At 69.9% G+C, this 23839-nt stretch carries 26 protein-coding genes and 1 other RNA gene; 17 read left to right on the top strand and 10 right to left on the bottom strand.

What is annotated here, in order from left to right; genetic code table 11:
* Nucleotides 1-9: 9 nt before the first annotated feature.
* Nucleotides 10-1338 carry a glutamate--tRNA ligase gene (gene gltX, locus GY170_RS16120; protein WP_163895527.1) on the bottom strand — a complete coding sequence of 443 codons (1329 nt, stop codon included), beginning with the start codon at nucleotides 1336-1338 and terminating at the stop codon, nucleotides 10-12.
* Between the two features lie 47 nt (nucleotides 1339-1385).
* On the opposite strand from gltX, the gene GY170_RS16115 reads away from it, so the two are divergent.
* From GY170_RS16115 to GY170_RS16100, 4 genes are all read left to right on the top strand, one after another.
* Nucleotides 1386-1778 (top strand): metallopeptidase family protein, encoded by a 393-nt coding sequence (locus GY170_RS16115; protein WP_163895525.1) that lies wholly within the window; start codon nucleotides 1386-1388, stop codon nucleotides 1776-1778.
* Nucleotides 1779-2233: 455 nt separating this feature from the next.
* On the top strand, nucleotides 2234-3037 hold the full coding sequence (locus GY170_RS16110; RefSeq protein WP_163895523.1) for an MBL fold metallo-hydrolase: 804 nt from the start codon (nucleotides 2234-2236) through the stop codon (nucleotides 3035-3037).
* 163 nt (nucleotides 3038-3200) lie between these two features.
* Nucleotides 3201-4151, top strand: coding sequence for a 1-phosphofructokinase family hexose kinase (locus GY170_RS16105; RefSeq protein ID WP_163895521.1), 951 nt, complete (start codon nucleotides 3201-3203; stop codon nucleotides 4149-4151).
* Nucleotides 4152-4278: 127 nt separating this feature from the next.
* A complete protein-coding gene (locus GY170_RS16100) occupies nucleotides 4279-4758 on the top strand; it encodes a hypothetical protein (RefSeq protein WP_163895519.1) in 480 nt (159 codons plus the stop codon).
* 28 nt (nucleotides 4759-4786) lie between these two features.
* On the opposite strand, the gene GY170_RS16095 is transcribed toward GY170_RS16100, so the two are convergent.
* On the bottom strand, nucleotides 4787-4996 hold the full coding sequence (locus GY170_RS16095) for a DUF1801 domain-containing protein (RefSeq protein WP_328801125.1): 210 nt from the start codon (nucleotides 4994-4996) through the stop codon (nucleotides 4787-4789).
* A 405-nt stretch (nucleotides 4997-5401) separates the two neighbouring features.
* Between GY170_RS16095 and GY170_RS16090 the strand changes: the two genes are divergently transcribed.
* From GY170_RS16090 to phbB, 3 genes are read left to right on the top strand one after another with little or no spacing between them, the layout of a single operon-like run.
* Entirely contained in the window at nucleotides 5402-6574 is a 1173-nt protein-coding gene (locus tag GY170_RS16090) for an acetyl-CoA C-acetyltransferase (RefSeq protein WP_163895517.1), read from the top strand.
* Between the two features lie 10 nt (nucleotides 6575-6584).
* The gene (locus tag GY170_RS16085) at nucleotides 6585-7418 is read left to right on the top strand and encodes a patatin-like phospholipase family protein (protein WP_328801122.1); all 834 of its coding nucleotides are present in this window, start codon (nucleotides 6585-6587) and stop codon (nucleotides 7416-7418) included.
* A 41-nt stretch (nucleotides 7419-7459) separates the two neighbouring features.
* A complete protein-coding gene (phbB, locus tag GY170_RS16080) occupies nucleotides 7460-8188 on the top strand; it encodes an acetoacetyl-CoA reductase (protein ID WP_163895515.1) in 729 nt (242 codons plus the stop codon).
* Nucleotides 8189-8459: 271 nt separating this feature from the next.
* Here the strand turns inward: phbB and GY170_RS16075 are convergent, their stop codons facing one another.
* Nucleotides 8460-8858 (bottom strand): RidA family protein, encoded by a 399-nt coding sequence (locus tag GY170_RS16075; protein ID WP_163895513.1) that lies wholly within the window; start codon nucleotides 8856-8858, stop codon nucleotides 8460-8462.
* Nucleotides 8859-8976: 118 nt separating this feature from the next.
* The gene (locus tag GY170_RS16070) at nucleotides 8977-9540 is read right to left on the bottom strand and encodes a DNA-3-methyladenine glycosylase I (RefSeq protein WP_163895511.1); all 564 of its coding nucleotides are present in this window, start codon (nucleotides 9538-9540) and stop codon (nucleotides 8977-8979) included.
* Between the two features lie 96 nt (nucleotides 9541-9636).
* On the opposite strand from GY170_RS16070, the gene GY170_RS16065 reads away from it, so the two are divergent.
* The 8 genes from GY170_RS16065 to dtd all read left to right on the top strand — a co-directional run bounded on the left by GY170_RS16065 (nucleotide 9637) and on the right by dtd (nucleotide 18540).
* Entirely contained in the window at nucleotides 9637-10419 is a 783-nt protein-coding gene (locus GY170_RS16065; protein ID WP_163895510.1) for an EAL domain-containing protein, read from the top strand.
* A 108-nt stretch (nucleotides 10420-10527) separates the two neighbouring features.
* Nucleotides 10528-11559: an L-glyceraldehyde 3-phosphate reductase gene (gene mgrA, locus GY170_RS16060; protein ID WP_163895508.1), complete on the top strand. Its 1032-nt coding sequence runs from the start codon at nucleotides 10528-10530 to the stop codon at nucleotides 11557-11559.
* A gap of 31 nt (nucleotides 11560-11590) precedes the next feature.
* Nucleotides 11591-13198, top strand: coding sequence for a glycoside hydrolase family 43 protein (locus GY170_RS16055; RefSeq protein WP_163895506.1), 1608 nt, complete (start codon nucleotides 11591-11593; stop codon nucleotides 13196-13198).
* 140 nt (nucleotides 13199-13338) lie between these two features.
* Nucleotides 13339-13944, top strand: a complete 606-nt coding sequence (locus GY170_RS16050) for a nicotinate-nucleotide adenylyltransferase (RefSeq protein ID WP_163895504.1) — start codon at nucleotides 13339-13341, stop codon at nucleotides 13942-13944.
* 104 nt (nucleotides 13945-14048) lie between these two features.
* Nucleotides 14049-15608 carry a D-alanyl-D-alanine carboxypeptidase/D-alanyl-D-alanine endopeptidase gene (gene dacB / locus GY170_RS16045; RefSeq protein ID WP_163895502.1) on the top strand — a complete coding sequence of 520 codons (1560 nt, stop codon included), beginning with the start codon at nucleotides 14049-14051 and terminating at the stop codon, nucleotides 15606-15608.
* 160 nt (nucleotides 15609-15768) lie between these two features.
* Complete coding sequence (gene glyA / locus GY170_RS16040) at nucleotides 15769-17061, top strand: serine hydroxymethyltransferase (protein ID WP_163895499.1); 1293 nt, start codon at nucleotides 15769-15771, stop codon at nucleotides 17059-17061.
* 124 nt (nucleotides 17062-17185) lie between these two features.
* Nucleotides 17186-18106, top strand: coding sequence for a carbohydrate kinase family protein (locus GY170_RS16035; RefSeq protein WP_163895497.1), 921 nt, complete (start codon nucleotides 17186-17188; stop codon nucleotides 18104-18106).
* The gene (gene dtd / locus GY170_RS16030; RefSeq protein WP_163895495.1) at nucleotides 18103-18540 is read left to right on the top strand and encodes a D-aminoacyl-tRNA deacylase; all 438 of its coding nucleotides are present in this window, start codon (nucleotides 18103-18105) and stop codon (nucleotides 18538-18540) included. Before GY170_RS16035 ends, dtd begins: the two co-directional genes overlap by 4 nt.
* 288 nt (nucleotides 18541-18828) lie before the next feature.
* Here dtd and GY170_RS16025 read toward each other — a convergent pair whose 3' ends face one another.
* The gene (locus GY170_RS16025; RefSeq protein WP_163895493.1) at nucleotides 18829-19680 is read right to left on the bottom strand and encodes a LysR family transcriptional regulator; all 852 of its coding nucleotides are present in this window, start codon (nucleotides 19678-19680) and stop codon (nucleotides 18829-18831) included.
* A 120-nt stretch (nucleotides 19681-19800) separates the two neighbouring features.
* Here GY170_RS16025 and GY170_RS16020 point away from each other — a divergent pair, with 120 nt between their 5' ends.
* Nucleotides 19801-20010 (top strand): DUF1127 domain-containing protein, encoded by a 210-nt coding sequence (locus GY170_RS16020; protein WP_235924227.1) that lies wholly within the window; start codon nucleotides 19801-19803, stop codon nucleotides 20008-20010.
* A gap of 129 nt (nucleotides 20011-20139) precedes the next feature.
* Nucleotides 20140-20919: a Bax inhibitor-1/YccA family protein gene (locus GY170_RS16015; protein ID WP_163895491.1), complete on the top strand. Its 780-nt coding sequence runs from the start codon at nucleotides 20140-20142 to the stop codon at nucleotides 20917-20919.
* A 94-nt stretch (nucleotides 20920-21013) separates the two neighbouring features.
* Here the strand turns inward: GY170_RS16015 and GY170_RS16010 are convergent, their stop codons facing one another.
* The 5 genes from GY170_RS16010 to GY170_RS15990 all read right to left on the bottom strand — a co-directional run bounded on the left by GY170_RS16010 (nucleotide 21014) and on the right by GY170_RS15990 (nucleotide 23817).
* Nucleotides 21014-21511, bottom strand: coding sequence for a GNAT family N-acetyltransferase (locus tag GY170_RS16010; RefSeq protein WP_163895476.1), 498 nt, complete (start codon nucleotides 21509-21511; stop codon nucleotides 21014-21016).
* A 97-nt stretch (nucleotides 21512-21608) separates the two neighbouring features.
* Complete coding sequence (gene rpmG / locus GY170_RS16005) at nucleotides 21609-21776, bottom strand: 50S ribosomal protein L33 (protein ID WP_163895475.1); 168 nt, start codon at nucleotides 21774-21776, stop codon at nucleotides 21609-21611.
* A 117-nt stretch (nucleotides 21777-21893) separates the two neighbouring features.
* Nucleotides 21894-22280, bottom strand: an RNA gene (rnpB, locus tag GY170_RS16000) — RNase P RNA component class A.
* A gap of 11 nt (nucleotides 22281-22291) precedes the next feature.
* Nucleotides 22292-22909 (bottom strand): N-acetylmuramoyl-L-alanine amidase, encoded by a 618-nt coding sequence (locus GY170_RS15995; RefSeq protein WP_163896276.1) that lies wholly within the window; start codon nucleotides 22907-22909, stop codon nucleotides 22292-22294.
* A gap of 74 nt (nucleotides 22910-22983) precedes the next feature.
* Entirely contained in the window at nucleotides 22984-23817 is an 834-nt protein-coding gene (locus tag GY170_RS15990) for a hypothetical protein (RefSeq protein WP_235937855.1), read from the bottom strand.
* Between the last annotated feature and the right edge of the window lie 22 nt (nucleotides 23818-23839).

The following is a 23839-nucleotide window of genomic DNA, read 5'->3' as shown; positions in this document are numbered from 1 at the left end:
CCGCCCCGCCTACTCCGCGAGGGACGGCTTCACCTGCATCAGCGGCAGCACGTCGGCCATCTCCGGGCCGCGGTCGCGGCCGGTGACGGCGCGGCGGAGCGGCATGAAGAGGCCCTTGCCCTTGCGCCCGGTCGCCTCCTTCACGGCGGCGGTCCACTCGCCCCAGGCCTCCGGCCCGTAGGGCGGCTCGCCGAGCAGCGCCAGCGCCTCGGCGACGAAGGCCTCGTCCTCCGGCTCGGCGCGGCCGGCGCGGCCGGTGGAGAAGAGCTCCCACCAGCCGGCGAGGTCACCCATCGTGGCGATGTTCTCGTGCACGACGCGCCAGAAGGCCTCGCCCTGCTCCGCCGGCACGCCGGCGGCCTGCACATCCTCGGCCACCGCCTCGTAGGGTTTCGCCGCCAGCACCCGGGCCGTCAGCGGTCCAAGATCGGCTTTGTCGAACTTCGTCGGCGCCGGGCCGAAGGTGGCAAGGTCGAAGCCCGCCACCACCTCGTCCAGCGAGCTGCGCAGCTCCACCGGCTCGGAGGAGCCGAGGCGCGCCATGAGGGAGATCACCGCCTCCGGCACGATCCCCTCCGCCCGCAGATCGCGCAGGCTCAGGGTGCCGAGCCGCTTCGACAGCGCCTCGCCCTCCGGCCCCGTGAGCAGCGAATGGTGGGCGAAGCGCGGCACCTCGCCGCCCAGCGCCCGGATGATCTGGATCTGCGTCGCGGTGTTCGTCACGTGGTCGGAGCCGCGGACGATATCCGTCACGCCCATCTCCACATCGTCCACCACCGAGGCCATGGTGTAGAGCACCTGCCCCGAATCCTTGATGAGGACCGGGTCGGAGACGGAAGCCGCGTCGATGGAGATCGGCCCGAGGATGCCGTCCTCCCACTCGATCCGCTCCTGATCGAGCCGGAAGCGCCAGTGCGAGGCGCCCCGCTCGGCGCGAAGACGGTCCTTCTCCTCCTCCGAGAGCGCCAGCGCGGCGCGGTCATAGACGGGCGGGCGCCCCATGTTCAGCTGCTTCTTGCGCTTGAGGTCCAGCTCCGTCGGGGTCTCGAAGCACTCGTAGAGGCGGCCCATCTCTATGAGCCTGTCCTTGGCGGCGGCGTAGCGCTCCAGCCGGGCGGACTGCTTTTCCACCTGGTCCCAGGTGAAGCCGAGCCAGGCGAGGTCGTCATGGACGCCCTCGACGAATTCCGGCTTCGAGCGCTCGGCGTCGGTGTCGTCGATGCGCAGGATGAAGGTGCCGCCCTGCTGGCGCGCGATGGCGTAGTTGAAGAGCGCCGCGCGCAGGTTGCCGATATGCAGCCAGCCGGTCGGAGAGGGGGCAAAACGGGTCGTTGTCATGGCCGACGGCTCTTTCATACGGGCGCGCTCTTGTCCATATCGGCGGCATGGAGTGGACCGCCCCCAGCTGCGACGAGATCGAGGAGCACGCCCGCGCCGTGGTGGCTGCGCTGCCGGCGCCCTTCGCCGCGAAGGCGGCGGAGGTGGCGCTGCGGGTGGTGGACTTCGCGCCGGAGGAGATCCTGCGCGACATGGAGGCCGAGCCCTTCGAGCTCTCCGGCCTCTACGACGGCATCCCGCTGACGCAGAAGAGCGCCTTCGACCAGCCGGCGGGGCCGGACGTCGTCTGGCTCTTCCGCCGCCCGATCCTCGACGAATGGGCAGAGCGGGGAGACGTGACGCTGGCGGCGCTGGTCGCCCACGTGACGATCCACGAATTCGCCCACCATTTCGGCTGGTCGGACGACGACATCGCCTCGATCGACAGGTGGTGGGAGTAGGGGCTGCCGCGGGATTGTCCGCAACGGGGCCCCCAGCGATGCCGCCGCCGCTCTTTCCCTCGCGCGGAATCAAGGCTGCAGGCCGCCGCGCGAGCGCCGGCCCGTCCCGGCGGGCTGGCGCTCTGTCGAAGCTTGGCGCTGAGCGGGCCGCGGGGAGGGACTTGGCAGGCATAAAGCGCACAGCGGCGCCGTCGGGGCGCCACCCCACGGGCCGGCGTGTGAGGGGGGCGCTTGTGGCGGGCGGATATTGGCGGGCGTCGTTCTCCGCAGGGAGGCAGGGGACGGTCGGGTGGAACCCCACCCTACGGGGCTCCCTCGAGCGCCCTCGCGCGACAAGGCGCCGGCACCGCCCGGCAGGCTCCAAACGACCGCCGCACTGCCGATCCCAGGCACCGCCCCCTTCCCCTCCGCCCCCGTCAGTGCTCTCACTGCCCGCACCCCAGAGGAGGAGCCCCATGCCCCATCGCAGCTTCACGATCGGCGAGATCGACGTCACCGTCATCAACGCCGCCGCCTTTCCCACGCCCGAGCCGCACAAGACCTTCGGCCAGAACGTCGATGCCGACGCCTTCGCCGCCGCGGCCCAGGCGGATTTCGTGGCCGCCGATACCTCCGTCTCCTCCTTCTCCCCCGTCGTCGTGACCAGCGCCGGGCAGAGGCTGCTCTTCGACACGGGGCTGAACCCGGAGCAGCTCCTCGCGGCGCTTTCCGAGGCGGGGCTGACGGCGGGGGACATCGACGTCGTCGTGCTCACCCACATGCATGGCGACCATGTCGGCGGGCTGGCGGGCGAGGACGGCACGCCGACCTTCCCGCATGCCACCTACATCACCGGCCGCGCCGAGTGGGACCATTGGGCGAAGGCGGATTACGCGCCCTTCGAGGGCAAGGTGCGGCCGCTGGAGGCCGCCTTCACCTTCATCGAGCCGGGGGCGGAGGTAGCGCCGGGCGTCACGGCGCTGGAGGCCCACGGCCACACCCCTGGCCACATGGCCTTCATGGTGGAGAGCGGCGGGCTGCGGCTGCTGATGATGGTCGATACCGCCAACCACCACGTCTTCTCACTGGCGCATCCCGACTGGGTCGTCGGCTTCGACAGCGACAAGGACCACGCGGCGGCGACGCGGCACCGCCTCCTCGGGATGGCGGCGGACGAGCGGCTGCCGGTGATCGGCTACCACATGCCCTTCCCCTGCGCCGGCTTCGTCGAGCGCCGGGGCGAGGGCTTTCGCTGGATCCCGGTGACCTACCAGCTCTGAGCGGGTCGCTCGCCGCTCCCCTGCCGGGCGCGTCTCGCCGCCCGGCCCCGGCGCCCTGCCTGCCCCGCAGCTGCGGCGCCCGGTAACGGCGGTCGGCCGCCTGCGGCATGGACAGGCGCCCGCCGCTGCGGCTAACTCGTCCGGCACAACCGGGAGGGGCCCCATGCGCGACATTCTGACGGTGACGCTGAACCCGGCGCTCGACATCTCGACGGAGGTCGACGGCGTCGTCCCCGGCCTGAAGCTGCGCTGCGACGCACCCCGGGCCGACCCGGGCGGCGGCGGCATCAACGTCTCCCGCGCCATCCAGCTGCTCGGCGGGCAGGCGCGCACCTTCGCCGTGCTCACCGGCGCCACGGGGGCGCGCATGGCGCAGATCCTCACCGAGACGGGGCATCACCTGATCACCTTCTCCGGCGCCACCGAGACGCGCCAGAGCCTCGCCGTCATCGACCGGCTCACCGGCGCGCAGTACCGCTTCATGCTGCCGGGCCCCGACTGGCCGGAGGACGTCGCCCCGCAGGTGGTGGAGCGCATCGAGCACGAGGCGCATCCCGGCTCCATCGTCGTCGTCTCCGGCTCCCTCCCCCCCGGCTGCCCCGCCGAGATCATCTCGGGCCTCGTCGGCCGGCTGGCGGCGAAACGGGTGGAGACCATCGTCGACACCTCCGGCAAGGCGCTGCACCACATCGCCGGGCCCGACCACGGCACCCCGCCCACCGTCCTGCGCATGAACCAGACGGAGGCGGACGACCTCGCCGGCCGCCCGCTCCGCTCGCTGGAGGAAACGGCGAGCTTCGCCTCCTCCCTCGTCAGCCGCGGCGTGGCCTCCATCGCCATCGTCGCGCGCGGGCCCGAGGGCTCGGTGCTGGCCACCAGGGAGGGGCGCTGGCACTCCCACGCCGCCGACGTGCCCGTCCGCTCGAAGGTCGGCGCGGGCGACAGCTTCGTCGGCGCCTTCACGCTGGCCTTCGCGCGGGGGATGGCCCTGCCCGACTGCCTCTCCTGGGGTGTCGCCTCCGGCTCCGCCGCAGTGATGACCGAAGGCACGGCGCTTTGCGAGCCGGAGGATTTCAACCGCCTCCTGCCCCTCTGCCCGGCGGCGGAGATCTGAGGTGCAGAAGAAGAGATTATCTCATGCCGAAAATCCAGTGAAACTTGCTATACGTAGAGATTAGCACAATTGCACGTGGTTCAACAGTATTGCCGAATAACGTCTTCCAATTTTTCAGGTCATAACCATGAACATCCTCCAGAAGTTATCACTCGTCGCGGCGATCGTCGCTGTTGGCCTGATATCGTACCTTGCGGGAACCAGGGCAAAGCAGGTGACATTCGGCATCTCCAGCGAAGCGGAATTGGAGTTGGTCAATCGGGCGATGTCTCTTTTCGAAACAGGAAAGTTCGGAAGGGAGTGCTCTTTCGATAGCGGTACAGATCTTGATGGACTGCTGCGATTGGGCGAAACCGCTCGCAGGAACGCGATCACCGACTGCCTGAAGGGTACCGGAACGCAAATGCTGAGAATCGAGCGCAACGCAGATCAATTCTCTGCTTCGCGGCTTTGCGAGACTGATGGCTTTTTCTATGAGATAACAGAATTTGCTTCGATTCACGACTTGAGGGATGAAGACGAAGGCAAGTTCGAGAGCTTCTGGGGCGGGCCGGGATATTGTATCGTGACGTCCATCACGGGTGACCGACCCTTTTCTGACGACTAACGCTGGCCCACAAGCCTTAATAGCTCTGTCAGTTTGCTCGCACGGGCCACCGCTTGTTCAGATCGTCCAGCCCGAAGCGGATCAGCTCGGCCGGCACATCCGTATCCACGTTCTTCAGCGCCCCGAGATACAGGCAGGACTTGCCGAGCCTGTGCTTGCCGAGGCGGGCGAGGATCTCGCCGTAATCTCCGTAGCCCGGCATGATGTAGACAACGAGATTGGCCTTGCGCGGCGCCAAGCCGGTGGCGAGCCCTTCCCGGCGGGCTGGTGCATTTGGGGGGCCGAGTGCTCAGCGGGTCGAGGGCAGGGGCTTTGGCTGGCATAAAGCGAGCAGCGGGAATGTCGCAGCGCCACCCCACGGGCAGGCGCTCGCCCTGCGCCTGCGGCCGGGGCGCCAAGCGTCGGGTGAGGCGGTGTTCGGTTGACAGACCATGGCGCTCCGGTGCCGCCGGGGGACGGAATTCGCGCGAATTCCGTCACGATTTCCGCGCGGAAATCGTCTGCCGCCCGGCCCTGCCGCTGTCCCCCGCGTCCGCGCTGCGGCAAACTCGCCGGCCAAATCCGTTGTGCCGCCCCCGGCGCGCCCTTAAGTTCTGCGCGACACCGGGCACCCATGTCCCGGGGCTGAGAGGAGAGGAGCCTCATGACCAACGTCGTTATCGCCTCCGCCGCGCGGACGGCCGTGGGTTCGTTCAACGGATCGTTCGCCAATACCCCCGCCCACGAGCTCGGCGCCGCCGTGATCGAGGCGCTCGTCGCCCGCGCCGGGATCGAGAAGCAGGAGGTGTCGGAGACGATCCTCGGCCAGGTCCTCACCGCCGCGCAGGGGCAGAACCCGGCCCGGCAGGCGCATATCCTCGCCGGCCTGCCGCAGGAGAGCGCCGCCTGGGGCATCAACCAGGTCTGCGGCTCCGGCCTGCGCGCCGTGGCGCTCGCCGCCCAGCACATCATGCTCGGCGATGCCGGCATCGTCGTCGCCGGCGGGCAGGAGAACATGACCCTCTCGCCCCACGCGCAGAACCTGCGCGCCGGCACCAAGATGGGCGACGTCAGCTTCATCGACACGATGATCAAGGACGGCCTGTGGGATGCCTTCAACGGCTACCATATGGGCCAGACGGCCGAGAACGTCGCCGAGCAGTGGCAGATCACCCGCGAGCAGCAGGACGAGTTCGCCCTCGCCAGCCAGAACAAGGCCGAGGCGGCGCAGAACGCCGGCCGCTTCCAGGACGAGATCACGCCCTTCACGGTGAAGACGCGCAAGTCGGAGGTGACCGTCGACAAGGACGAGTACATCCGCCACGGCGCCACCATCGAGAACATGCAGAAGCTGCGCGCCGCCTTCACCAAGGACGGCACCGTCACCGCCGGCAACGCCTCCGGCATCAACGACGGGGCGGCCGGGGTGCTGCTGATGTCCGCCAGCGAGGCGGAATCGCGCGGCATCGAGCCCTTGGCGCGGATCGCCTCCTACGCCACGGCGGGTGTGGACCCGTCGATCATGGGTGTCGGGCCGATCCACGCCTCGCGCCGGGCGCTCGACAAGGCCGGCTGGCGGGTGGAGGACCTCGACCTCGTGGAGGCCAACGAGGCCTTCGCCGCGCAGGCCTGCGCCGTGAACAAGGACATGGGCTGGGACCCGTCCATCGTGAACGTCAACGGCGGCGCCATCGCCATCGGCCACCCGATCGGCGCCTCGGGCGCCCGCGTGCTCAACACCCTGCTCTTCGAGATGAAGCGCCGCGGCGCGAAGAAGGGCCTCGCGACGCTCTGCATCGGCGGCGGCATGGGCGTTGCCATGTGCGTCGAGCGCTGACGTCTCCGGCGTGTCGCTGCCCCGCTTCGACCAGCTCGTCTTCTCGGGCGGCGGCACGCGCTGCTTCTGGCAGGGCGGCTTCCTGAAGGCCGTCCGCGGCCCGCTGGAGCTGGCGCCGCGGCGCCTCTCCGGGGTTTCCGGCGGGGCGCTGTCGCTCGTCGGCTACATGGCCGACGCGTCGGAGGACGTGCTGGAGGAGATGGCCTCCTGCTTCGGGAAGACCGATCACAACATCGCCTGGAACACGCCGGAGGACGACGGGGTGACGCCGCACCAGCGGCTCTACCGCGAATGCGTGCACGGCGTGATCCGGGGCGGCGTGGAGCGGCGCGTGGCCGAGGGGCCGCCGGCGCAGATCCTCCTCGGGCACCCGCCGGAGGGGGGCCGCGCCCGCTGGACGGGCAGCGCCGCGGCGATGGCCTACGAGGCGGAGCTGCACCTCGTCGGTGCGCCGCATTTCGACTGGGCGGAGAAGGCGGGAGTGACGACGAGCTTTGTCGACGTCAACGACGCCGCGAGGCAGGGGCGGCTCGCCGATCTTGTCTGCGCCGCCGCCACCATCCCGCCGGTCTTCGAGCCGCCGGTCTGGGACGGCCGGCCGGTGATCGACGGCGGCATGGCCGACCAGGCGCCGATGCCGGAGCCCGACGAGGGCGAGACGCTCATTCTGCTCACGCGCCACTACAAGGGCTTGGAGCCGCGCGCCGGCCGGCTTTATCTTGAACCGGAGGAGGAGACGCCGGCCGACAAGATCGACTTCACCGACCCCGGGAAGATCCGCGACACCTGGGAGGCGGGGCTGGAGGACGGACGCCGGTTTCTGAAGGCGCACGGGCTGGCCTGACCGCCCGGGCAGGGCAAAGACGCTTGCGACAGGAGGAGAACATGTCCGAGAGAATCGCGCTGGTCACCGGCGGCACCCGCGGCATCGGCGCCGCTGTCGCCCGGGCGCTGGCGTCGGAGGGCTACCGCGCGGCCGCCACCTATGCCGGCAACGAGGCGAAGGCACGCGCCTTCACCGAGGAGACGGGCATCCGCACCTACCGCTGGGACGTGTCGGATTACGAGGCCTGCAAGGCCGGCATCGCGCAGGTCGAGGAAGATCTCGGCCCCGTGGACGTGCTGGTCAACAACGCCGGCATCACCCGCGACGCGCCCTTCCACCGGATGACGCCCGAGCAGTGGCGCGAGGTGATCGACACCAACCTCACCGGGCTCTTCAACATGACCCATGTCGTCTGGCCGGGGATGCGGGCCCGCAAGTTCGGCCGGGTGATCAACATCTCCTCCATCAACGGCCAGAAGGGCCAGTTCGCGCAGGCGAATTACGCCGCTGCCAAGGCGGGGGACATCGGCTTTACCAAGGCGCTCTCGCAGGAGGGCGCGAGGGCCGGGATCACCGTCAACGCCATCTGCCCGGGCTACATCAACACCGAGATGATGAGCACGATTCCCGAGAAGGTGATGGCCGAGCAGATCCTGCCGCAGATCCCGCTGGGAAGGCTCGGCGAGGCGGAGGAGATCGCCCGCTGCGTGCTCTTCCTCGCCTCCGAGAGCGCCGGGTTCATCACCGGCTCGACGCTGACAGCGAACGGCGGGCAGTACCTGCACTGACGGGCGCGGCCCCGGGCGGGGCGGCCTCGCCTGCGGCGTGCGCCCGCCCGCCCGGGGATCCCCGACGGGCGCTGTGGCGGGCGTGCGGGAGGGTGGCTAGTGGAGGAGGGGGGCTGTCTGCCCCCCGCTGGCTGCGCCAGCCCCCCCGAGAGGTATTTGGAAAAGGGCGAGAGCAGATGGGAGGTCGGGGACGGCCCTGTGAATGGTGACGGTTGCCGATGCGGTGGCGGCGGAGAGCAGAGTTCGCGCCGCAGGCTGAGGGGCGCGCGGATCAGGTTGGGTGGGTCGCGGCAATCACCCTGATCTCGACCACCGCGCCTTCCCTGCGCAATCCTGCGACTTCAACGGCGGTCCACGCCGGAAAGGGGTCGGAGAGGTAGTCCGCACGGACGGCGCAGAACCTCTCGAAATGATCGCGCAGTCCGACGTGGTAGGTCGTCATCTCGACGATCGAATCGAAGCCCAGCCCGGCCTCGCGAAGGACCGCGCCGATCTTGTCGAATGCGTGCCGAAACTGCTCTTCGAGGTCTTGCGGCATGGAGCCATCCGGCCCGCTTCCGGTCATGCCCGTGAGAAAGACGTGGTCGCCAGAGATGATTCCGGGCGAAAGCTTGATCTGCTCGGCCGTCGTCCTTGGCCCGCCGGCTGGAAAGAGTGCTCTGCGTGCCATTCATGTCTCCACAAGCCCGATACTTAGCCCAGCCTGTCCAAACGGCCCCTCCGGGTCAACGACTGCCATGTCCGCGAGCGGGCCTCCGGGGCCACGGCTCCCTCAGAGCGCCTCCGCCTCAGGCCAGGCGGCGGACGGCTTCGTGGCGGTGGCAGGTGACGACGTGGTCGTTGACCATGCCGACTGCCTCCATGAAGGCATAGACGATGGTCGGGCCGACGAAGGTGAAGCCCTCCTTCTTGAGGTCCTTCGAGATGCGCTCGGAGAGGGGCGTCTGGGTGGGGATCTCGCCGGGGCGGAAGGCGTTTTGCAGAGGGGCGCCGTCCACGTAGCGCCAGAGGAAGGGGGCGAAGCCCTCCCGCTTCTCGATGCGCTCCCAGGCCCGGGCGCCGCGGACCGCCGCCTCGATCTTGCCGCGGTGGCGGACGATGCCGGGGTCGGCAAGGGCGCGGGCGATGTCCGCCTCGCCCCAGCGGGCGACGCGGGCGGGATCGAACCCCTCGAAGGCGGCGCGGAAGGCCTCGCGCTTGCGCAGGATGGTGATCCAGGACAGGCCGGCCTGGAAGCCGTCGAGCACCAGCTTCTCCCACAGCGCGCGGCCGTCCCGCTCCGGCACGCCCCATTCGTCGTCGTGGTAGGCGACGTAGAGCGGGTCCTCCCCGCACCAGCTGCAGCGTTCCATAATGCGACCTCAGTTTCGCCCCGGCGATGTCAACCTGACAGTAACCTTATGGGCGGACGTTCATGGTGCCGAAGGAGTGCATGAGAGGTGTATGGAATGGAAGCCCGCAAGCCGGCGCCGACCTCCCCGCTCGAGGCCGCGATGCAGTCGCGAGACCGGGACATGCCCGACATGGTGCGCGCGGCGCTGGTCGCCGGGCGCGCGCAGCTCGCCTTTCAGCCGGTCGTGGCGGCGGGAAATACCGGCAAGGTCGTCTTTCACGAGGCCTTTATCCGCCTGATGGACGAGGGCGGGCGAATCCTGCCGGCCGCCAAGTTCCTCCCCCACGTGGAGGAGACGGTGATCGGCCGCGACATCGACGTGCTCTCCCTCAAGCTGGGGCTGATGAAGCTGGCGCAGCATCCGAGGTTGCGGCTGGCGATCAACATGTCCGCCCGCTCCATCGCCGATGGCGCCTGGCGCAATGAGCTGTCGCGCGGCATCGCCCGCATGGAGGGGATCGGCGACCGGCTGATCCTCGAGATTTCCGAAGGCTCGGCGATGATGCTGCCGGAGGTCGTCACCCGCTTCATGGCCGAGATGCAGCCGCAGGGCGTGCATTTCGCGCTCGACGATTTCGGAGCGGGCTCCATTTCCTTCAGCCATCTGAAGGACTTCCTATTCGACATGGCGAAGGTCGACCGGCAGTTCGTCTCCGGCATCGAGGCGGCGCCCGACAACCAGGTGATCGCCGAGGCGCTGATCACCGTGGCCCACCAGTTCGAGATGTTCGTCATCGCCGAAGGGGTGGAGACGGCCAGCGAGGCGGAGCACATGACGCGGCTGGGCGCCGATTGCCTGCAGGGCTGGCATTTCGGGGTGCCGAAGCCGACGCTCTGAGGGGCGGGCGCCGCCTTCATCGCGAAGCGGCGCGAGATTGTCTGACAATATGCTGGACCTCCCGGCTCCCGCGCGCTCTATTGGCGCGCGACGAGAAGGAGGCCCATGATGACGTATATTCCCGCCGAGGACCGCTATGAGCGGATGGTCTACCGCCGCACAGGCCGCTCGGGGCTGAAGCTGCCGGCGGTGAGCCTCGGGCTCTGGCACAACTTCGGCGAGGATTTCCCGCACGAGACGAAGCGCGCCATCGTGCAGACGGCCTTCGACAACGGCATCACCCATTTCGACCTCGCCAACAACTACGGCCCGCCCGGCGGCAGCGCCGAGACGGCGTTCGGCGAGATCCTGCGGACGGATCTGAAGGGTTACCGCGACGAGCTGATCATCTCCTCCAAGGCCGGCTACGGGATGTGGGAGGGCCCCTATGGCGAGTGGGGCAGCCGCAAGTACCTCATCTCCTCCTGCGACCAGAGCCTGAAGCGGATGGGGCTCGATTACGTCGACATCTTCTACTCGCACCGCTTCGATCCCGACACGCCGCTCGAAGAGACGATGGGCGCGCTCGACCACATCGTCCGCTCCGGGCGGGCGCTTTACGTGGGTATCTCGTCCTACAATTCGGAGCGGACGCGCGAGGCGGCGGCGATCCTGAAGGATCTCGGCACGCCCTGCCTGATCCACCAGCCGAGCTACAACATGCTCAACCGCTGGGTCGAGCGCGACGGGCTGAAGGAGACGCTGACCGAGCTCGGCATCGGCTCCATCGCCTTCACGCCGCTGGCGCAGGGGATGCTGACGAAGAAGTACCTCGGCGGCGTGCCGGAAGGCAGCCGCGCGACGCAGGGCAAGAGCCTGAACCCCTCGATGCTGTCGGACCGCGCCATCGCGAACCTCAACAAGCTCAACGAGATCGCCGAAGCGCGCGGCCAGACGCTGGCGCAGATGGCCATCGCCTGGGTGCTGCGCGAGGGCGGGATCACCACGGCCCTGATCGGGGCCTCGAAGCCGAGCCAGGTGGAAGATTGCGTCGGCGCCGTCAGCAACCTGGAGTTCAGCGCCGAGGAGCTGAAGCTGATCGACGAGTATGCCGACGAGGAGAAGATCAACCTCTGGGCGAAATCGTCCGAGAACGCCTGAGCCCCAACGGCCGCGAGGGAGGAGCCCCGCCATGATCCAGAATCCCATCCTGCTCGGCTTCAACGCCGATCCGTCCTTCTGCCGCGTCGGCGAGGATTACTACATCGCCACCTCCACCTTCGAGTGGTACCCCGGCGTGCAGATCCACCACTCCCGCGACCTTGTGAACTGGGAGCTGGTGAGCCGACCGCTGAACCGGGCGGCGCTGCTCGACATGCGCGGCAACCCCGATAGCTGCGGCATCTGGGCGCCGTGCCTCTCCTACGCCGACGGCAAGTTCTGGCTCGTCTATACCGACGTGAAGCGGCTCGATGGCGCCTTCAAGGACGCCCACAATTACATCACCGCCTGCGATACGATCGACGGCGAGTGGTGCGACCCGTGGTACGTCAACTCGTCCGGCTTCGACCCCTCGCTCTTCCACGATGACGACGGGCGGAAGTGGTTCGTCAACATGGTCTGGAACCACCGCGGCCCGGGCACCGGCGGCAACCCGGCCAATGCCAGCTTCGACGGGATCCTCCTGCAGGAATGGTCGCCGGAGGGCGGGCTGACGGGCCCCGTCAAGAACGTCTACAAGGGCAGCCCGCGCGGGCTGACCGAGGCGCCGCATCTCTTCAAGCGGAACGGCTATTACTACCTGACCACCGCCGAGGGCGGCACGGGCTATGACCACGCGGTGACGCTGGCGCGCAGCCGCGACATCTGGGGGCCCTACGAGGACCATCCGGAGCATCACGTCATCTCCACCAAGGGCACCGACGGGCCGATCCAGCGGACGGGCCACGGACAATGGGTGGAGACGCATTGGGGCAACCATTTCCACACCTTCCTGATGGGGCGGCCGATCCCCGGGCCGGACGGCACGGGGCGCTACTGCCCGCTCGGGCGCGAGACCGGCATCGAGGAGGTCGTCTGGCGCGATGACTGGCTCTGGCTGAAGGAGGGCGGGCTGGTGCCGCGGCAGGAGCTGCCGGGCCCGGTGGACGTAGCCCCGAAGGCCCGCGAGGCCGTGCGGCACAGCTTCGGCGGCGGGGAGCTGCCAATGGATTTCCAGTGGCTGCGCACGCCGGAGCCGGAGCGGATCTTCCGCATGGGGCCGGAGGGGCTGAGCCTGATCGGGCGCGAGAGCATCGGCAGCTGGTTCGAGCAGGCGCTGGTGGCGCGGCGGCAGGAGGATTTCGACTACACCGCCGAGACGGAGATCACGGCGTTCGCGCCGGAGAGCTACCAGCAGGCGGCGGGCCTGACGACCTATTACAATCGCCACAAGTTCCACGCCGCGCTCGTCTCGGACGAGCCGGGGATCGGGCGGGCGCTGGTGCTGATGTCCTGCCCCGGCAACTGGCCGGATGCGCAGCTGGAATGGCCCGCCGAGCCGGTGGCGCTGGAGGACGGGCCGGTCGAGCTGAAGGTCGAGGTGCGCGGCGCGGTGCAGCAGTTCTTCTACCGGCAGGGCGGTGACTGGGTCGCCTTCGGGCCGGAGCTCAACGCCGCCGTCATCTCCGACGAGGGCGGGCGGGGCGAGCATGGCTCCTTCACCGGCGCCTTCGTGGGGATGGTGGCGATGGACACCTCCGGGATGGCCAAGGAGGCCGTGTTTTCGCGGTTCGACTACGTGCCGGAGGGCGCCGCCTGAGGCCGATGTCGAGGGGGGCTGTCTGCCCCCCGCCTACGGCCCCCCCGAGGAATATTTGCAGAAAAGCGAGAGAGGCGCCGCCTCGGCGGAGGGGGCGCGGCGTTTGACATGGGGGGCGGCTTGGTGGACGTGATCCTCCGATGACGGACGCATGGGCATATCCGAAGGGGCGGCGGGGCGAGGTGATCGGCCTGCTCGGCGGGTCATTCGACCCGGCGCACGAGGGCCATGCCAATATCACCCGGCAGGCGCTGCTGCGCTTCGAGCTGGATCGCGTGTGGTGGCTCGTCTCCCCCGGCAACCCGCTCAAGGCGCATGGGCCGGCGCCGATGGCGGAGCGGCTGGCGGCGGCGCGGGAGGTGATCGACCATCCGAGGGTGGAGGTGACCGGCATCGAGGCGCGGCTCGGCACGCGCTACACGGCGCAGACGCTGGCTGCCCTGCGGCACCGCTACCCCGCCACGCGCTTCGTCTGGCTGATGGGGGCGGACAACCTCGCCCAGCTGCACCTCTGGCAGGATTGGCGGCAGATCATGGAGAGCGTGCCCGTCGGCGTGCTCGCCCGGCCGGGGCAGCGAATCTCCGCCCGCCTTTCCGTTGCGGCGCGCGTCTACCGCGGCGCCCGCATCCCGGCGTCGCAGTCGCGGCGGCTGGGGGCGGCGGATGCGCCGGCATGGTGCTTCGTCAACCTGCCGATGAGCCCGGCGAGCTCCACCGCCCTGCGCGCCGCCGCGGCCCGCCGTTGAGATGAGCGCCCGCGGGGCCTGCCTTCGGGGTGGCCCAGGGCCACGGGCGGCTGACGGCGACGTGCGTTGCCGTGGGCGAGAATATGGGTAAGGTCCGCGCCGATATGCGAGCTGTTGTTTCCCGCCGCGCCTTCCTTGCAGGCGCCGCCGCCAGTGCAGGCGGCATGGCCCTGGCCGATGCGCCTGCCGCGTCCCTCCGCCCCCTGGCCCGGCCCGGCACCGCGCCGCCCGAGCCCTACGTCCCCGGCAAGCGGCCGCTCGCCCGGCCGACGCTGGAGGATTTCGTCCGCAACGCGAGGCTGGGCGGCGACGTCTCCATCGCGCTGCGCGACAGCGGCACCGGCGAGGTGCGCAGCGAGTATCGCGGCGACGTCGCGGTGCCGCCGGCCTCCGTCACCAAGGCGCTGACGACGCTCTACGCGCTGGAGACGCTGGGGGCGGGGCACCGCTTCACCACCCGCGTGCTGGCGCAGGGCACCATCGCCAACGGGGTGCTGACGGGGGACCTGATCCTCGCCGGCGGCGGCGACCCGGGGCTCGATACCGACGGGCTGGGCCTGCTGGTGGACCAGCTCAAGGCGGCGGGGATCACCCGGGTCACCGGGCGATTCCTCGTCTGGGACGGGGCGCTGGCGACCTTCGAGGAGATCGAGCCGACACAGCCCGTGCATGTCAGCTACAACCCGGCCGTGGCGGGGCTGAACCTCAACTACAACCGCATCCACTTTCAGTGGGCACAGGCGGGGGCGGGCTACGACGTCACCATGCAGGCCCGCGCCGCCCGCTACACGCCGGACGTGCCGGCGGTGGGGATGCAGGTCGTCGACCGCTCGATGCCCGTCTATACCTACGCCGCCGGCCCGGTGGAGGAGCAGTGGACGGTGGCGAAGGGCGCGCTCGGCTCCGGCGGGTCGCGCTGGCTGCCGGTGCGCCACCCGTGGGTCTATGCCGGGCAGACGTTCCGCGCCATCGCCGCCTATGAGGGTATCACCCTGCCGGCGCCGGAGCGGATGGGGGCCGAGCCGGAGGCGGGGGAGGAGCTGGCGCGGCTGGAGAGCCCGGAGCTGGTGAGTCTCGCCCGCGAGATGCTCTATTACTCCACCAACCTCACCGCCGAGGTGCTGGGCCTTGCCGCCTCGGCCGCCCGCAGCCTGCGCCCGGCGACGCTGAAGGTCTCCGGCGCGATGATGAGCCTGTGGCTGCGCGAGCGCTTCGGCGAGGAGGTGCACTTCGTCGATCACTCGGGCCTGTCGGACGACAGCCGCATCAGCGCGCTGCAGCTCACCGCCATCCTCGCCAGCCCGCTGGCGAAAGAGCGCCTCCGCCCGCTGCTGAAGAGCCACCGGATGCTGGATGCGCAGGGCAACCTGATGGACCCGCCGCCCGCCATCGTGCAGGCGAAGACCGGCACGCTGAACTTCGTCTCCGCCCTCGCCGGCTACGAGCGCACCATCGGCGCGGCGGATCTGTGCTTCGCCACGCTGACCGCCAATGCCGACCTGCGCGCCGAGACGGCCGACATCGAGGAGGAGACGCCCCCCGGCGCCCGCGCCTGGCTCTCCCGCTCGCGCGGGTTGCAGGAGGCGGCGCTGCGCCACTGGGGGCGCAGCTACTCCGCCGAGCGCTCGGCGCTGGCCGTGGGGGCGGGGGTGCAGGGCGGCTGAGCGCCGCCTCTTGCGCGACGACGGGTTTCCCAAAGGCGCCGGTGCGCGCCGATGTGCGCCGCCCGGTGCCGCCCGCGCCCCTCGCGGCGTCGCTTCCGCCCTTCCGCCCCCGGCGCCCCCGGTCTATGCACCGGCAACCGCCAGCCTGAGGGAGTGCCCCATGACCGACGCCCAAGTCCGCGATTCCGGCTTCTTCACCGAGGCTCTTGCCTCCCGCGACCCCGAGCTCGCCGCCGCCATCGACAACGAGCTCGGCCGCCAGCGCGACGAGATCGAGCTGATCGCCTCCGAGAACATCGTCTCCAAGGCGGTGCTGGAGGCGCAGGGCTCCGTCCTGACCAACAAGTATGCCGAGGGCTACCCGGGCAAGCGCTATTACGGCGGCTGCCAGTATGTAGACGTGGCCGAGACCATGGCCATCGAGCGCGCCAAGGAGCTCTTCGGCGCCGCCCATGCCAACGTGCAGCCCAACTCCGGCAGCCAGATGAACCAGGCGGTTTTCCTGGCGCTCCTGCAGCCCGGCGACACCTTCATGGGGCTGGATCTGAACTCCGGCGGCCACCTGACCCACGGCTCGCCCGTCAACATGTCGGGCAAGTGGTTCAACCCTGTGCCCTACGGCGTGCGGGCGCAGGACCAGCAGCTCGACATGGACGAGGTCCGCGCCAAGGCGCTGGAGCACAAGCCGAAGCTGATCCTCGCCGGCGGCACCGCCTATTCCCGCGTGTGGGACTGGGCCGCCTTCCGCGCCATTGCCGATGAGGTGGGCGCCTACCTGATGGTGGACATGGCCCATATCGCCGGGCTCGTCGCCGGGGGCCAGCACCCCTCGCCGCTGCCGCATGCCCACGTGGTGACGACGACGACGCACAAGAGCCTGCGCGGCCCGCGGGGCGGCCTGATCCTCACCAACCACGACGACATCGCCAAGAAGGTGAACTCCGCCGTCTTCCCGGGGCTGCAGGGTGGGCCGCTGATGCATGTCATCGCCGCCAAGGCGGTGGCGTTCGGCGAGGCGCTCCGGCCGGAGTTCAAGGACTACGCGGCGCAGATCGTCAAGAACGCGCGGGCCATGGCCGACGAGCTGATGAAGGGCGGCATCGACATCGTCTCCGGCGGGACGGACAACCACCTGATGCTGGCCGACCTGCGGCCCAAGGGCGTCACCGGCAAGGCCGCCGAAGCGGCGCTGGGCCGGGCGCATATCACCTGCAACAAGAACGGTGTGCCGTTCGACCCGGAGAAGCCCTTCGTCACCTCCGGCATCCGCCTCGGCACCCCGGCGGGGACGACGCGGGGCTTCCGCGAGGAGGAGTTCCGCCAGATCGCCCGCTGGATCGTCGAGGTGGTCGACGGCCTCTCCGCCAATGGCGAGGAGGGCAACGGCGACGTCGAGGAGCGCGTGAAGGGCGAGGTCACCGCTCTCTGCGGCCGCTTCCCGCTTTATAGCTGAGCGAGGCTTGCGGCGCTGACTTGCCGGCGCTGACTTGGCGGCGCTGACGTGACAGCGCTGACTTGCCGGCGCTGACTTGTCTGGCCCGCCGCCCCGCTTTATCCGGGGCGGCGGAGGTGCCCCGATGACCATACTCTGCTGCGGCGAAGCCCTGATCGACATGCTCCCCCGCGAGACGGCGGCGGGGGAGGAGGCCTTCGCCCCCTATCCCGGCGGCTCGGTCTTCAACACCGCCATCGCGCTGGGGCGGCTGGGGGCCGAGACGGCCTTCTTCTCCGGCCTCTCCACCGACCATTTCGGCACGCTGCTGCGCCGGGCGCTCGAAGCCTCCGAGGTCGACGCCGCGCCTGCCGCTCTGTCGGAGCGCCCGACGACCCTCGCCTTCGTGCGGCTGGTGAACGGGCAGGCGCGCTACATGTTCTACGACGAGAACACCGCGGGGCGGATGATCGCCGAGGCGGACCTGCCGCCCTCCGGCGCCGACGCGCTGTTCTTCGGGGGCATCTCGCTGGTGGTGGAGCCGTGCGGCGCCGCCTACGAGGCGCTGCAGGCGCGCGAGGCGCCGGCCCGGGTGACGATGCTCGACCCCAACATCCGCCCCACCTTCATCACCGACGAGGTGGCCTACCGCGCCCGCATGGAGCGGATGATCGCCCGGGCGGATATCGTGAAGATCTCCGACGAGGACCTGCGCTGGCTCTCCGGTGACGCCCCGCTGGAGCGGCTGGCTGAGGAGATGCTGGCGGCGGGGCCGAAGCTCGTCTGCGTGACGGAAGGGGCGAAGGGCGTGACGGGCTACCATGCCTCCGGCGCCGTCTTCGTTGAGGCGGAGGAGGCCGAGGTGGTCGATACCGTCGGCGCCGGCGACACCTTCAACGCCGGGGTGCTGGCGAGCCTCGCCGGGGCGGAGCTCCTCAGCAAGCCGGCGGTGGCGGCCTTGGGCGAGGCGGATATTCGCGCGGCGCTGGAGCTGGGGGCGAAAGCGGCGGCGGTCGTCGTCGCCCGCGCCGGCGCCAACCCGCCCTGGGCGCGGGAGCTGGCATGAGGGCGGTCGTCCAGCGGGTGACGGGCGCCGAGGTGGCGGTTGCCGGCGAGGTGATCGGCCGCTGCGGGCCGGGTCTGATGATCCTCGTCTGCGCGATGGCCGGCGACGACGAGGGCAAGCCGGCGAAGCTGGCCGCCAAGGTGGCGAAGCTGCGCATCTTCGCGGACGAGGCCGGCAAGATGAACCTCTCGGTGAGGGACATCGGCGGCGCGGCGCTAGTGATCTCGCAGTTCACGCTGGCGGCGGACACGCGGACGGGCAACCGGCCGGGCTTCTCCAGCGCCGCACCGCCGGCGGAGGGCGAGCGGCTCTACGAGGCCTTCGCGGCGGCCCTCCGCGCCGAGGGCGTGCCGGTCGAGACCGGGCGATTCGGGGCGGACATGGCGGTGAGCCTGACGAATGACGGGCCGGTGACGATCTGGCTGGAGGTGTAGGGGGCGGCCGGGAAGGTGGGTTGAAAACCCACCCTACGGGCGCCGGGCCGGTGGGTTGAAAACCCACCCTACGGGGTGGCGCGCTCGGCTCCCGGCCATTCCCAAGGCACGTCGTCCGAGCTGGCGCTCTGTCTGGTCTTGGCGCGTCGCTCAGGGCGGGGAGGAGTTTGGCCGGAATAAAGCGCGCAGCGGCGCTGCAGGAGCGCCACCCCACGGGCCGGCGCTCGCCCTGTGCCTGCCGATGTCTGCGCCTGGCCCCGTTGGGTGGGTTTTCAACCCACCTTCCGGCTACCCGGCGAGATAGGCCTGCCGCAGCATGTCCGCCAGCGCCGCCACCGGCGGGCCGCCCTGGTCGGAGGCGTACATGTTCACCTTCACCGGCCAGAGCTCCGGCAGGGCGCCGCCGTGCTGGATGCGCTCGAAATGCCGGGGCTCGGTGCCCTCGATCATCGTGTGCACGGCGAGGTCGGCGCTGACCGTCGCCTCGATCGTGCGGGAGGAGTTGGAGCTCACTGCCATCTCCCACTCCACGCCATCCCGGTCGAGCCGCTCCTGCACGCCGAGGCGGAAGATGCATTCCTGCTCGTAGGCCAGCCGCAGCGGCCGCTGCTTCCATGCCTCGCCGCCGGGCGCGCCGAGCCACACGAGCGGACGCTCCGCCAGCGTCTCGCCGCCCTCGCGCAGCTCGCTCTCCGTCGTCAGGATCACGTCGGCCTCGCCGCGGGAAAACTGGCTCACCAGCCGCCGCGTGAAGGAGGAGAGCAGCTGCACGCGCACGCGCGGGAAGTCGGCGGCGAACTTCTGCAGCACCAGCGGGATAGCGGGGTAGATGACATCGTGCGGCACGCCCAGCACCACCTCGCCCTCGAACTCCTGCGCCGTCAGGCGGGCGTAGATCTCGTCATTCAGCCGCAACATCCGGCGGGCATAGGAGAGGAGCTGTTCGCCCGCCGCCGTCAGCGCCACGCCGCGCCCGGCCCGCTCGAAGAGCGAGAGGTTCATGCTCTCCTCCAGCCGCTTGAGCTGCATGGAGACGGCCGATTGCGTGAGGTTCAAAAAGCCCGCCGCCCGCGTCACGCCGCCGGTCTCGGCGACGGCGACGAAGGAGCGGAGGGCCACCATGTCGAGGTTCCGGGGCATATCAAGGATCCTGATGATTGGGATGAGCAACATTCGTTTTTCTTTTGGCAGCCTCTCTTCGATATATCAAGCATCGAGATACAGACTCACATCACATCACACATTCCACGGATATCTCCCATGTCTGCCGTTCTGAACATCTTCTCCCCCCTCGCCATGCGCCTGCCCGCCGCGGCGGCGCTTGCCTCGATGCACGGCGTCTGGCTGCAGCGCCGCGCCCTCTCCGGGCTGGACGAGACGCGCCTTGCCGATCTGGGCCTCACCGCGGATGACGCGGCGTGCGAGGCCGGCCGCCCGTTCTGGGACGTGCCCGCCACCTGGCGCCGCTGACCGGCGGCTTACGAAAGGTCAGCTTCCCGGCCTCGACAGTCTTGAAATGCGGCGCGCGTCCCCTCATATCTTGAGCAAATCCCCACGGCAGGTTGCCGTGGGTGGTACCGGCTTGTCAGGAGGTCTTTGATGGCACAACCAAGATATGCGCGGCCCGTCACGGGCGCCCGCACCGCTGCGATTGACGAGGGCCTGCGCTCCCACATGAGCAAGGTCTACGGCACCATGTCGATCGGCATGGTGATCACGGCTCTCGCCTCTTGGGCGATCTCCGGCCTTGCCGTCACCAGCGATCCCTCGGGCGCCTCGGCGCAGATCGGGGCGGACACGTATCTGACGAGCTTCGGCTACGCCATCTACGGCTCGCCGCTGAAGTGGCTCATCATGTTCGCGCCGCTGCTCTTCGTGTTCGGCTTCTCCGCGGGGATCAACCGCATGTCCGCCGCCACGGCGCAGACGGTGTTCTACGCCTTCGCCGCCGTGATGGGCGTGTCGATCAGCTCGATCTTCCTGATCTTCACCGGCTTCTCGATCGTGCAAACGTTCCTCGTGACGGCCGCCTCCTTCGCGGCGCTGTCGCTTTGGGGCTACACGACGAAGAAGGACATCTCCGGCTGGGGATCGTTCCTGATCATGGGCGTGGTCGGCCTGATCATCGGCTCGATCGTGAACATCTTCCTGCAGTCCGAAGCGATCATGTTCGCGATCTCCGCCCTTGGCGTGCTGATCTTCGCGGGCCTGACCGCCTACGACACGCAGAACATCAAGAACACCTACATCGCCCATGCCTCGCATGGCGATCAGGAGTGGCTGGGCAAGGCCGCCATCATGGGCGCGCTGAACCTCTACCTCGACTTCATCAACCTCTTCATGTTCCTGCTGCAATTCATGGGCGCCGCCCGCGAATAAGCCCCGCAGTGGACCGAGAGATCGGGAAGGGCCGGCATCTGCCGGCCCTTTTCTTTTGCGCAGGCCAGATCAGCGGTGTGGCGGGCCCCCGGGCCTACAGCTCCCGCACCATGGCGGTGCAGGGCAGCGACAGGGCCGGTCCGAGGCGGACGGAGGTGGGGCCGAGGGCGCGGAAGCCCACGGCCTCGTAGAAGGGGACGGCGTTGAGCGTGGCAGTGCAGTTCAGCCGCGTCACGCCGGCGTCCCGCGCGGCGGCGATGCTGCGCTCCATCAGCGCCCGCCCGATGCCGCGGCCGGCGGCAGAGGCATCCACGGCGACGTGGCGCACGTCGCCCCGCCCCGCCTCTCCCCCGCTCCAGCCGCCGGCGCCGAGGATGCGGCCCGCCTCTTCGGCCACGTAGTAGCGGCCGGAGGTGACGAGCGCCGGCTGCGCGCGGGAGATGTAGGGGACGGCGAGAATCAGCAGCGAGGGCGGGTAGGCGCCGGCCATCTGCCGGGACCAGGCCCGCCCCATCATAGCGTCGATACCCGCGATGTCGGCCCCCGTGGCGGGGCGGATGCTCAGGGCGGCTGGGGCGCTGGCGGCGGGCATGGGCACTCTCTCCACGGGGCCGGCCCGCCCCCGGCAGGCCGGAACGAAAAAGGCCGCCCCCGAAGGTGCGGCCATAAGTCCCTCGATGGAGGCAAGATTACTTGATCTTGCCTTCCTTGTACTCGACATGCTTGCGGGCGACGGGGTCGTACTTCCGCACGCTCATCTTGTCGGTCATCGTCTTGGCGTTCTTCTTCGTCACGTAGAAGTGCCCGGTGTCCGCCGTGGAGTTGAGGCGGATCTTGATGGTTGCCGGTTTGGCCATGTCACTCTCCTTGCGGGTGGGGCGGCGCGCCCTGCGGCCACACGCGTGAAATCCTGAAACCCGCCTTTTACGCACCCGCAGGCGACTGTCAAGGCGGGGCGTCCCGTGGGGGCAGATATGCGCGGAGGGCCTGTAAGCCGGATTCTGTGCCCGGAGCTTGCGCCCCGGCGACGGCCATTCATCTGTGGCGACGGATTGCTCCGCCACTCATGCTGCCAACCCGGACCGCTCGGGATCAAGCATCCCTGCCGTCCTCCCTTGCGGGAGGGGCGGCGCGCGGCCCCTATTCGGCATTGCTCCCGGTGGGGCTTGCCATGCGGGCGCCGTTGCCGGCCCCCCGGTGGGCTCTTGCCCCACCGTTTCACCCTTACCGGGACTGCGTCCCGGCGGTCTGTTCTCTGTGGCGCTGTCCCTCGGGTTGCCCCGGCCGGGCGTTACCCGGCACCGCTGCCTGATGGAGTCCGGACTTTCCTCGAGTTGCCCCGCGGCCGTCCGGCCCTCCGCGCCCGCGCGCTCTAGGCCCGGGCGGGCTTTGCGTCAACGGGAAAGCGGCGGGCGAGATCGACGGCCGCGCCCGCCTCGTCGGCGGCCGGTGGCCCGGCGCGGCCGGGGAAGAAGCGGCGGCGGAAGGCGGAGAGGCGGGCCGTCTCTCCCAGCGACGAATCGTAGCCGAAGGCGACGAGGGCGGGCTGCAGCTCATCCAGCGGGGCGCGGGCCCCGGAGGCCGGCCAGACGGAGAGGCGCTGCCGGGCGAGGCGCCGCCAGTCGAAGCGGGGGCCGGGGTCGCTCTTGCGGCCCGGTGCCATGTCGGAATGGCCGATGACGCGCTCGGGCGGGATGTCGTGGCGCGCCATCAGCGCGGCCAGCAGCCGCTCCAGCGCCAGCATCTGCGGCGCGGGGAAGGGGGCGCGGCCGTCGTTGACCAGCTCGATCCCGAGGGAGTGGGAGTTGACGTCCGCCACCCCACCCCAGCGGCCGGCGCCGGCATGCCAGGCCCGCCGCTCCTCGCCGACGAGCTGCAGCACCTCGCCCTCGCCGGCGATCACGTAATGGGCGGAGACCTCGGCGGCCGGGTCACAAAGCCGGTCCAGCGTCTCGGAGAGATCGAGGACGGTGTAGTGGAGCACCACCATGTCGAGGTGGGAGCCGGGCCGCCGCTCGCCCGCGTTGGCGGAAGGATAGGGGGTGACGTTGGGCGCGGGCCCGTTCACCCCCGTCCCACGGCGGCGAGGAAGGGGGCCGGATCCCAGCCGCAGGCGAAGCCGTCGCCATCGGGGTCGATCCCCTTGGGGTCACGGTTCGGCCCGCCACGGGCGAGGAAATCGCGCTGCGCCTCGTCGGGCGAGTTGTAGCTGGCGCAGTTGCGCTCGAACTGGTTGGGGATCTGGATGATCGAGCGGGAGTACCACTCCTGCCCCTTCCGGTTCGGCGCGCCGAGCGCGTATTCGACGATGTTCGGCCCCGTCTCCGTCGTCCGCTCCGGCAGGGCGGTGGGCTGGACGACCTGGTACTGCGCAGCGTTCTCCGCGAGGCGCTCGGCATCCGATTCGATGGTCTCGCGGCTGGCGACCGCGTTGAAATCCTGCTCGTCGGAGATGCCGGGGTTGTTGATGACGGAGGGCGCGGCGTTGGAGGGCGAGGCCTCGACACCGGCGCGCACCACGTCGTTGTTGAGGTAGCTCGCCTCGGGCGAGACGGTCTGCATCGGCGCAGCGGGCGTCAGCCCCGGCGTGGCGGTGGGGGGGGAGCCCGTCGTCGCGGGGGCTCCGGTGCCGCCGATGCCGGCCGCGGCCAGCTCGTTGCTGCTGATCCCGCCGCCGGCGGGCGGCAGGGTCTGCGTCGGGGTGGGCGCGGCGAAGACCTCGGAGGGGCTCACCGTCGGCTGCTGCGCGGGCGCGGCCGCGGCGGCTTCCGCCTCGGCGCGCTGCATCTCGTAGGCAGCGTACTCGTCCGACGGCCATTCCCCCGCCGGCCTGTCGCTACACGCGGCAAGCAGCAGCGGCAGGCCCGCCGCCATCGCAAGGGAACGCAGTTTTGTCACGGCCCGACTCTCAGTTGGGATG

Source organism: Pseudoroseicyclus tamaricis (assembly GCF_012070395.1).
Lineage (GTDB): Bacteria > Pseudomonadota > Alphaproteobacteria > Rhodobacterales > Rhodobacteraceae > Pseudoroseicyclus_A > Pseudoroseicyclus_A tamaricis.
Note: the sequence above shows the minus strand (reverse complement) of the source record. Positions and strands in the feature narration are given on the sequence as shown.

Bases quoted from the DNA above. Each gene is read 5' to 3' on its own strand.
- GY170_RS16035 (WP_163895497.1), top strand. From the start codon at position 17,186: ATGACCATACTCTGCTGCGGCGAAGCCCTGATCGACATGCTCCCCCGC.
- GY170_RS16090 (WP_163895517.1), top strand. From the start codon at position 5,402: ATGACCAACGTCGTTATCGCCTCCGCCGCGCGGACGGCCGTGGGTTCG.
- gltX (WP_163895527.1), bottom strand. From the start codon at position 1,338: ATGACAACGACCCGTTTTGCCCCCTCTCCGACCGGCTGGCTGCATATC.
- dtd (WP_163895495.1), top strand. From the start codon at position 18,103: ATGAGGGCGGTCGTCCAGCGGGTGACGGGCGCCGAGGTGGCGGTTGCC.
- GY170_RS16020 (WP_235924227.1), top strand. From the start codon at position 19,801: ATGTCTGCCGTTCTGAACATCTTCTCCCCCCTCGCCATGCGCCTGCCC.
- GY170_RS16105 (WP_163895521.1), top strand. From the start codon at position 3,201: ATGCGCGACATTCTGACGGTGACGCTGAACCCGGCGCTCGACATCTCG.
- GY170_RS16010 (WP_163895476.1), bottom strand. From the start codon at position 21,511: ATGCCCGCCGCCAGCGCCCCAGCCGCCCTGAGCATCCGCCCCGCCACG.
- GY170_RS15995 (WP_163896276.1), bottom strand. From the start codon at position 22,909: ATGGTGGTGCTCCACTACACCGTCCTCGATCTCTCCGAGACGCTGGAC.
- GY170_RS16065 (WP_163895510.1), top strand. From the start codon at position 9,637: ATGGAAGCCCGCAAGCCGGCGCCGACCTCCCCGCTCGAGGCCGCGATG.
- dacB (WP_163895502.1), top strand. From the start codon at position 14,049: ATGCGAGCTGTTGTTTCCCGCCGCGCCTTCCTTGCAGGCGCCGCCGCC.
- GY170_RS16015 (WP_163895491.1), top strand. From the start codon at position 20,140: ATGGCACAACCAAGATATGCGCGGCCCGTCACGGGCGCCCGCACCGCT.
- GY170_RS16075 (WP_163895513.1), bottom strand. From the start codon at position 8,858: ATGGCACGCAGAGCACTCTTTCCAGCCGGCGGGCCAAGGACGACGGCC.
- GY170_RS16070 (WP_163895511.1), bottom strand. From the start codon at position 9,540: ATGGAACGCTGCAGCTGGTGCGGGGAGGACCCGCTCTACGTCGCCTAC.
- glyA (WP_163895499.1), top strand. From the start codon at position 15,769: ATGACCGACGCCCAAGTCCGCGATTCCGGCTTCTTCACCGAGGCTCTT.
- mgrA (WP_163895508.1), top strand. From the start codon at position 10,528: ATGACGTATATTCCCGCCGAGGACCGCTATGAGCGGATGGTCTACCGC.
- GY170_RS16115 (WP_163895525.1), top strand. From the start codon at position 1,386: ATGGAGTGGACCGCCCCCAGCTGCGACGAGATCGAGGAGCACGCCCGC.
- GY170_RS16055 (WP_163895506.1), top strand. From the start codon at position 11,591: ATGATCCAGAATCCCATCCTGCTCGGCTTCAACGCCGATCCGTCCTTC.
- phbB (WP_163895515.1), top strand. From the start codon at position 7,460: ATGTCCGAGAGAATCGCGCTGGTCACCGGCGGCACCCGCGGCATCGGC.
- GY170_RS16100 (WP_163895519.1), top strand. From the start codon at position 4,279: ATGAACATCCTCCAGAAGTTATCACTCGTCGCGGCGATCGTCGCTGTT.
- rpmG (WP_163895475.1), bottom strand. From the start codon at position 21,776: ATGGCCAAACCGGCAACCATCAAGATCCGCCTCAACTCCACGGCGGAC.
- GY170_RS16050 (WP_163895504.1), top strand. From the start codon at position 13,339: ATGACGGACGCATGGGCATATCCGAAGGGGCGGCGGGGCGAGGTGATC.
- GY170_RS16025 (WP_163895493.1), bottom strand. From the start codon at position 19,680: ATGCCCCGGAACCTCGACATGGTGGCCCTCCGCTCCTTCGTCGCCGTC.
- GY170_RS16110 (WP_163895523.1), top strand. From the start codon at position 2,234: ATGCCCCATCGCAGCTTCACGATCGGCGAGATCGACGTCACCGTCATC.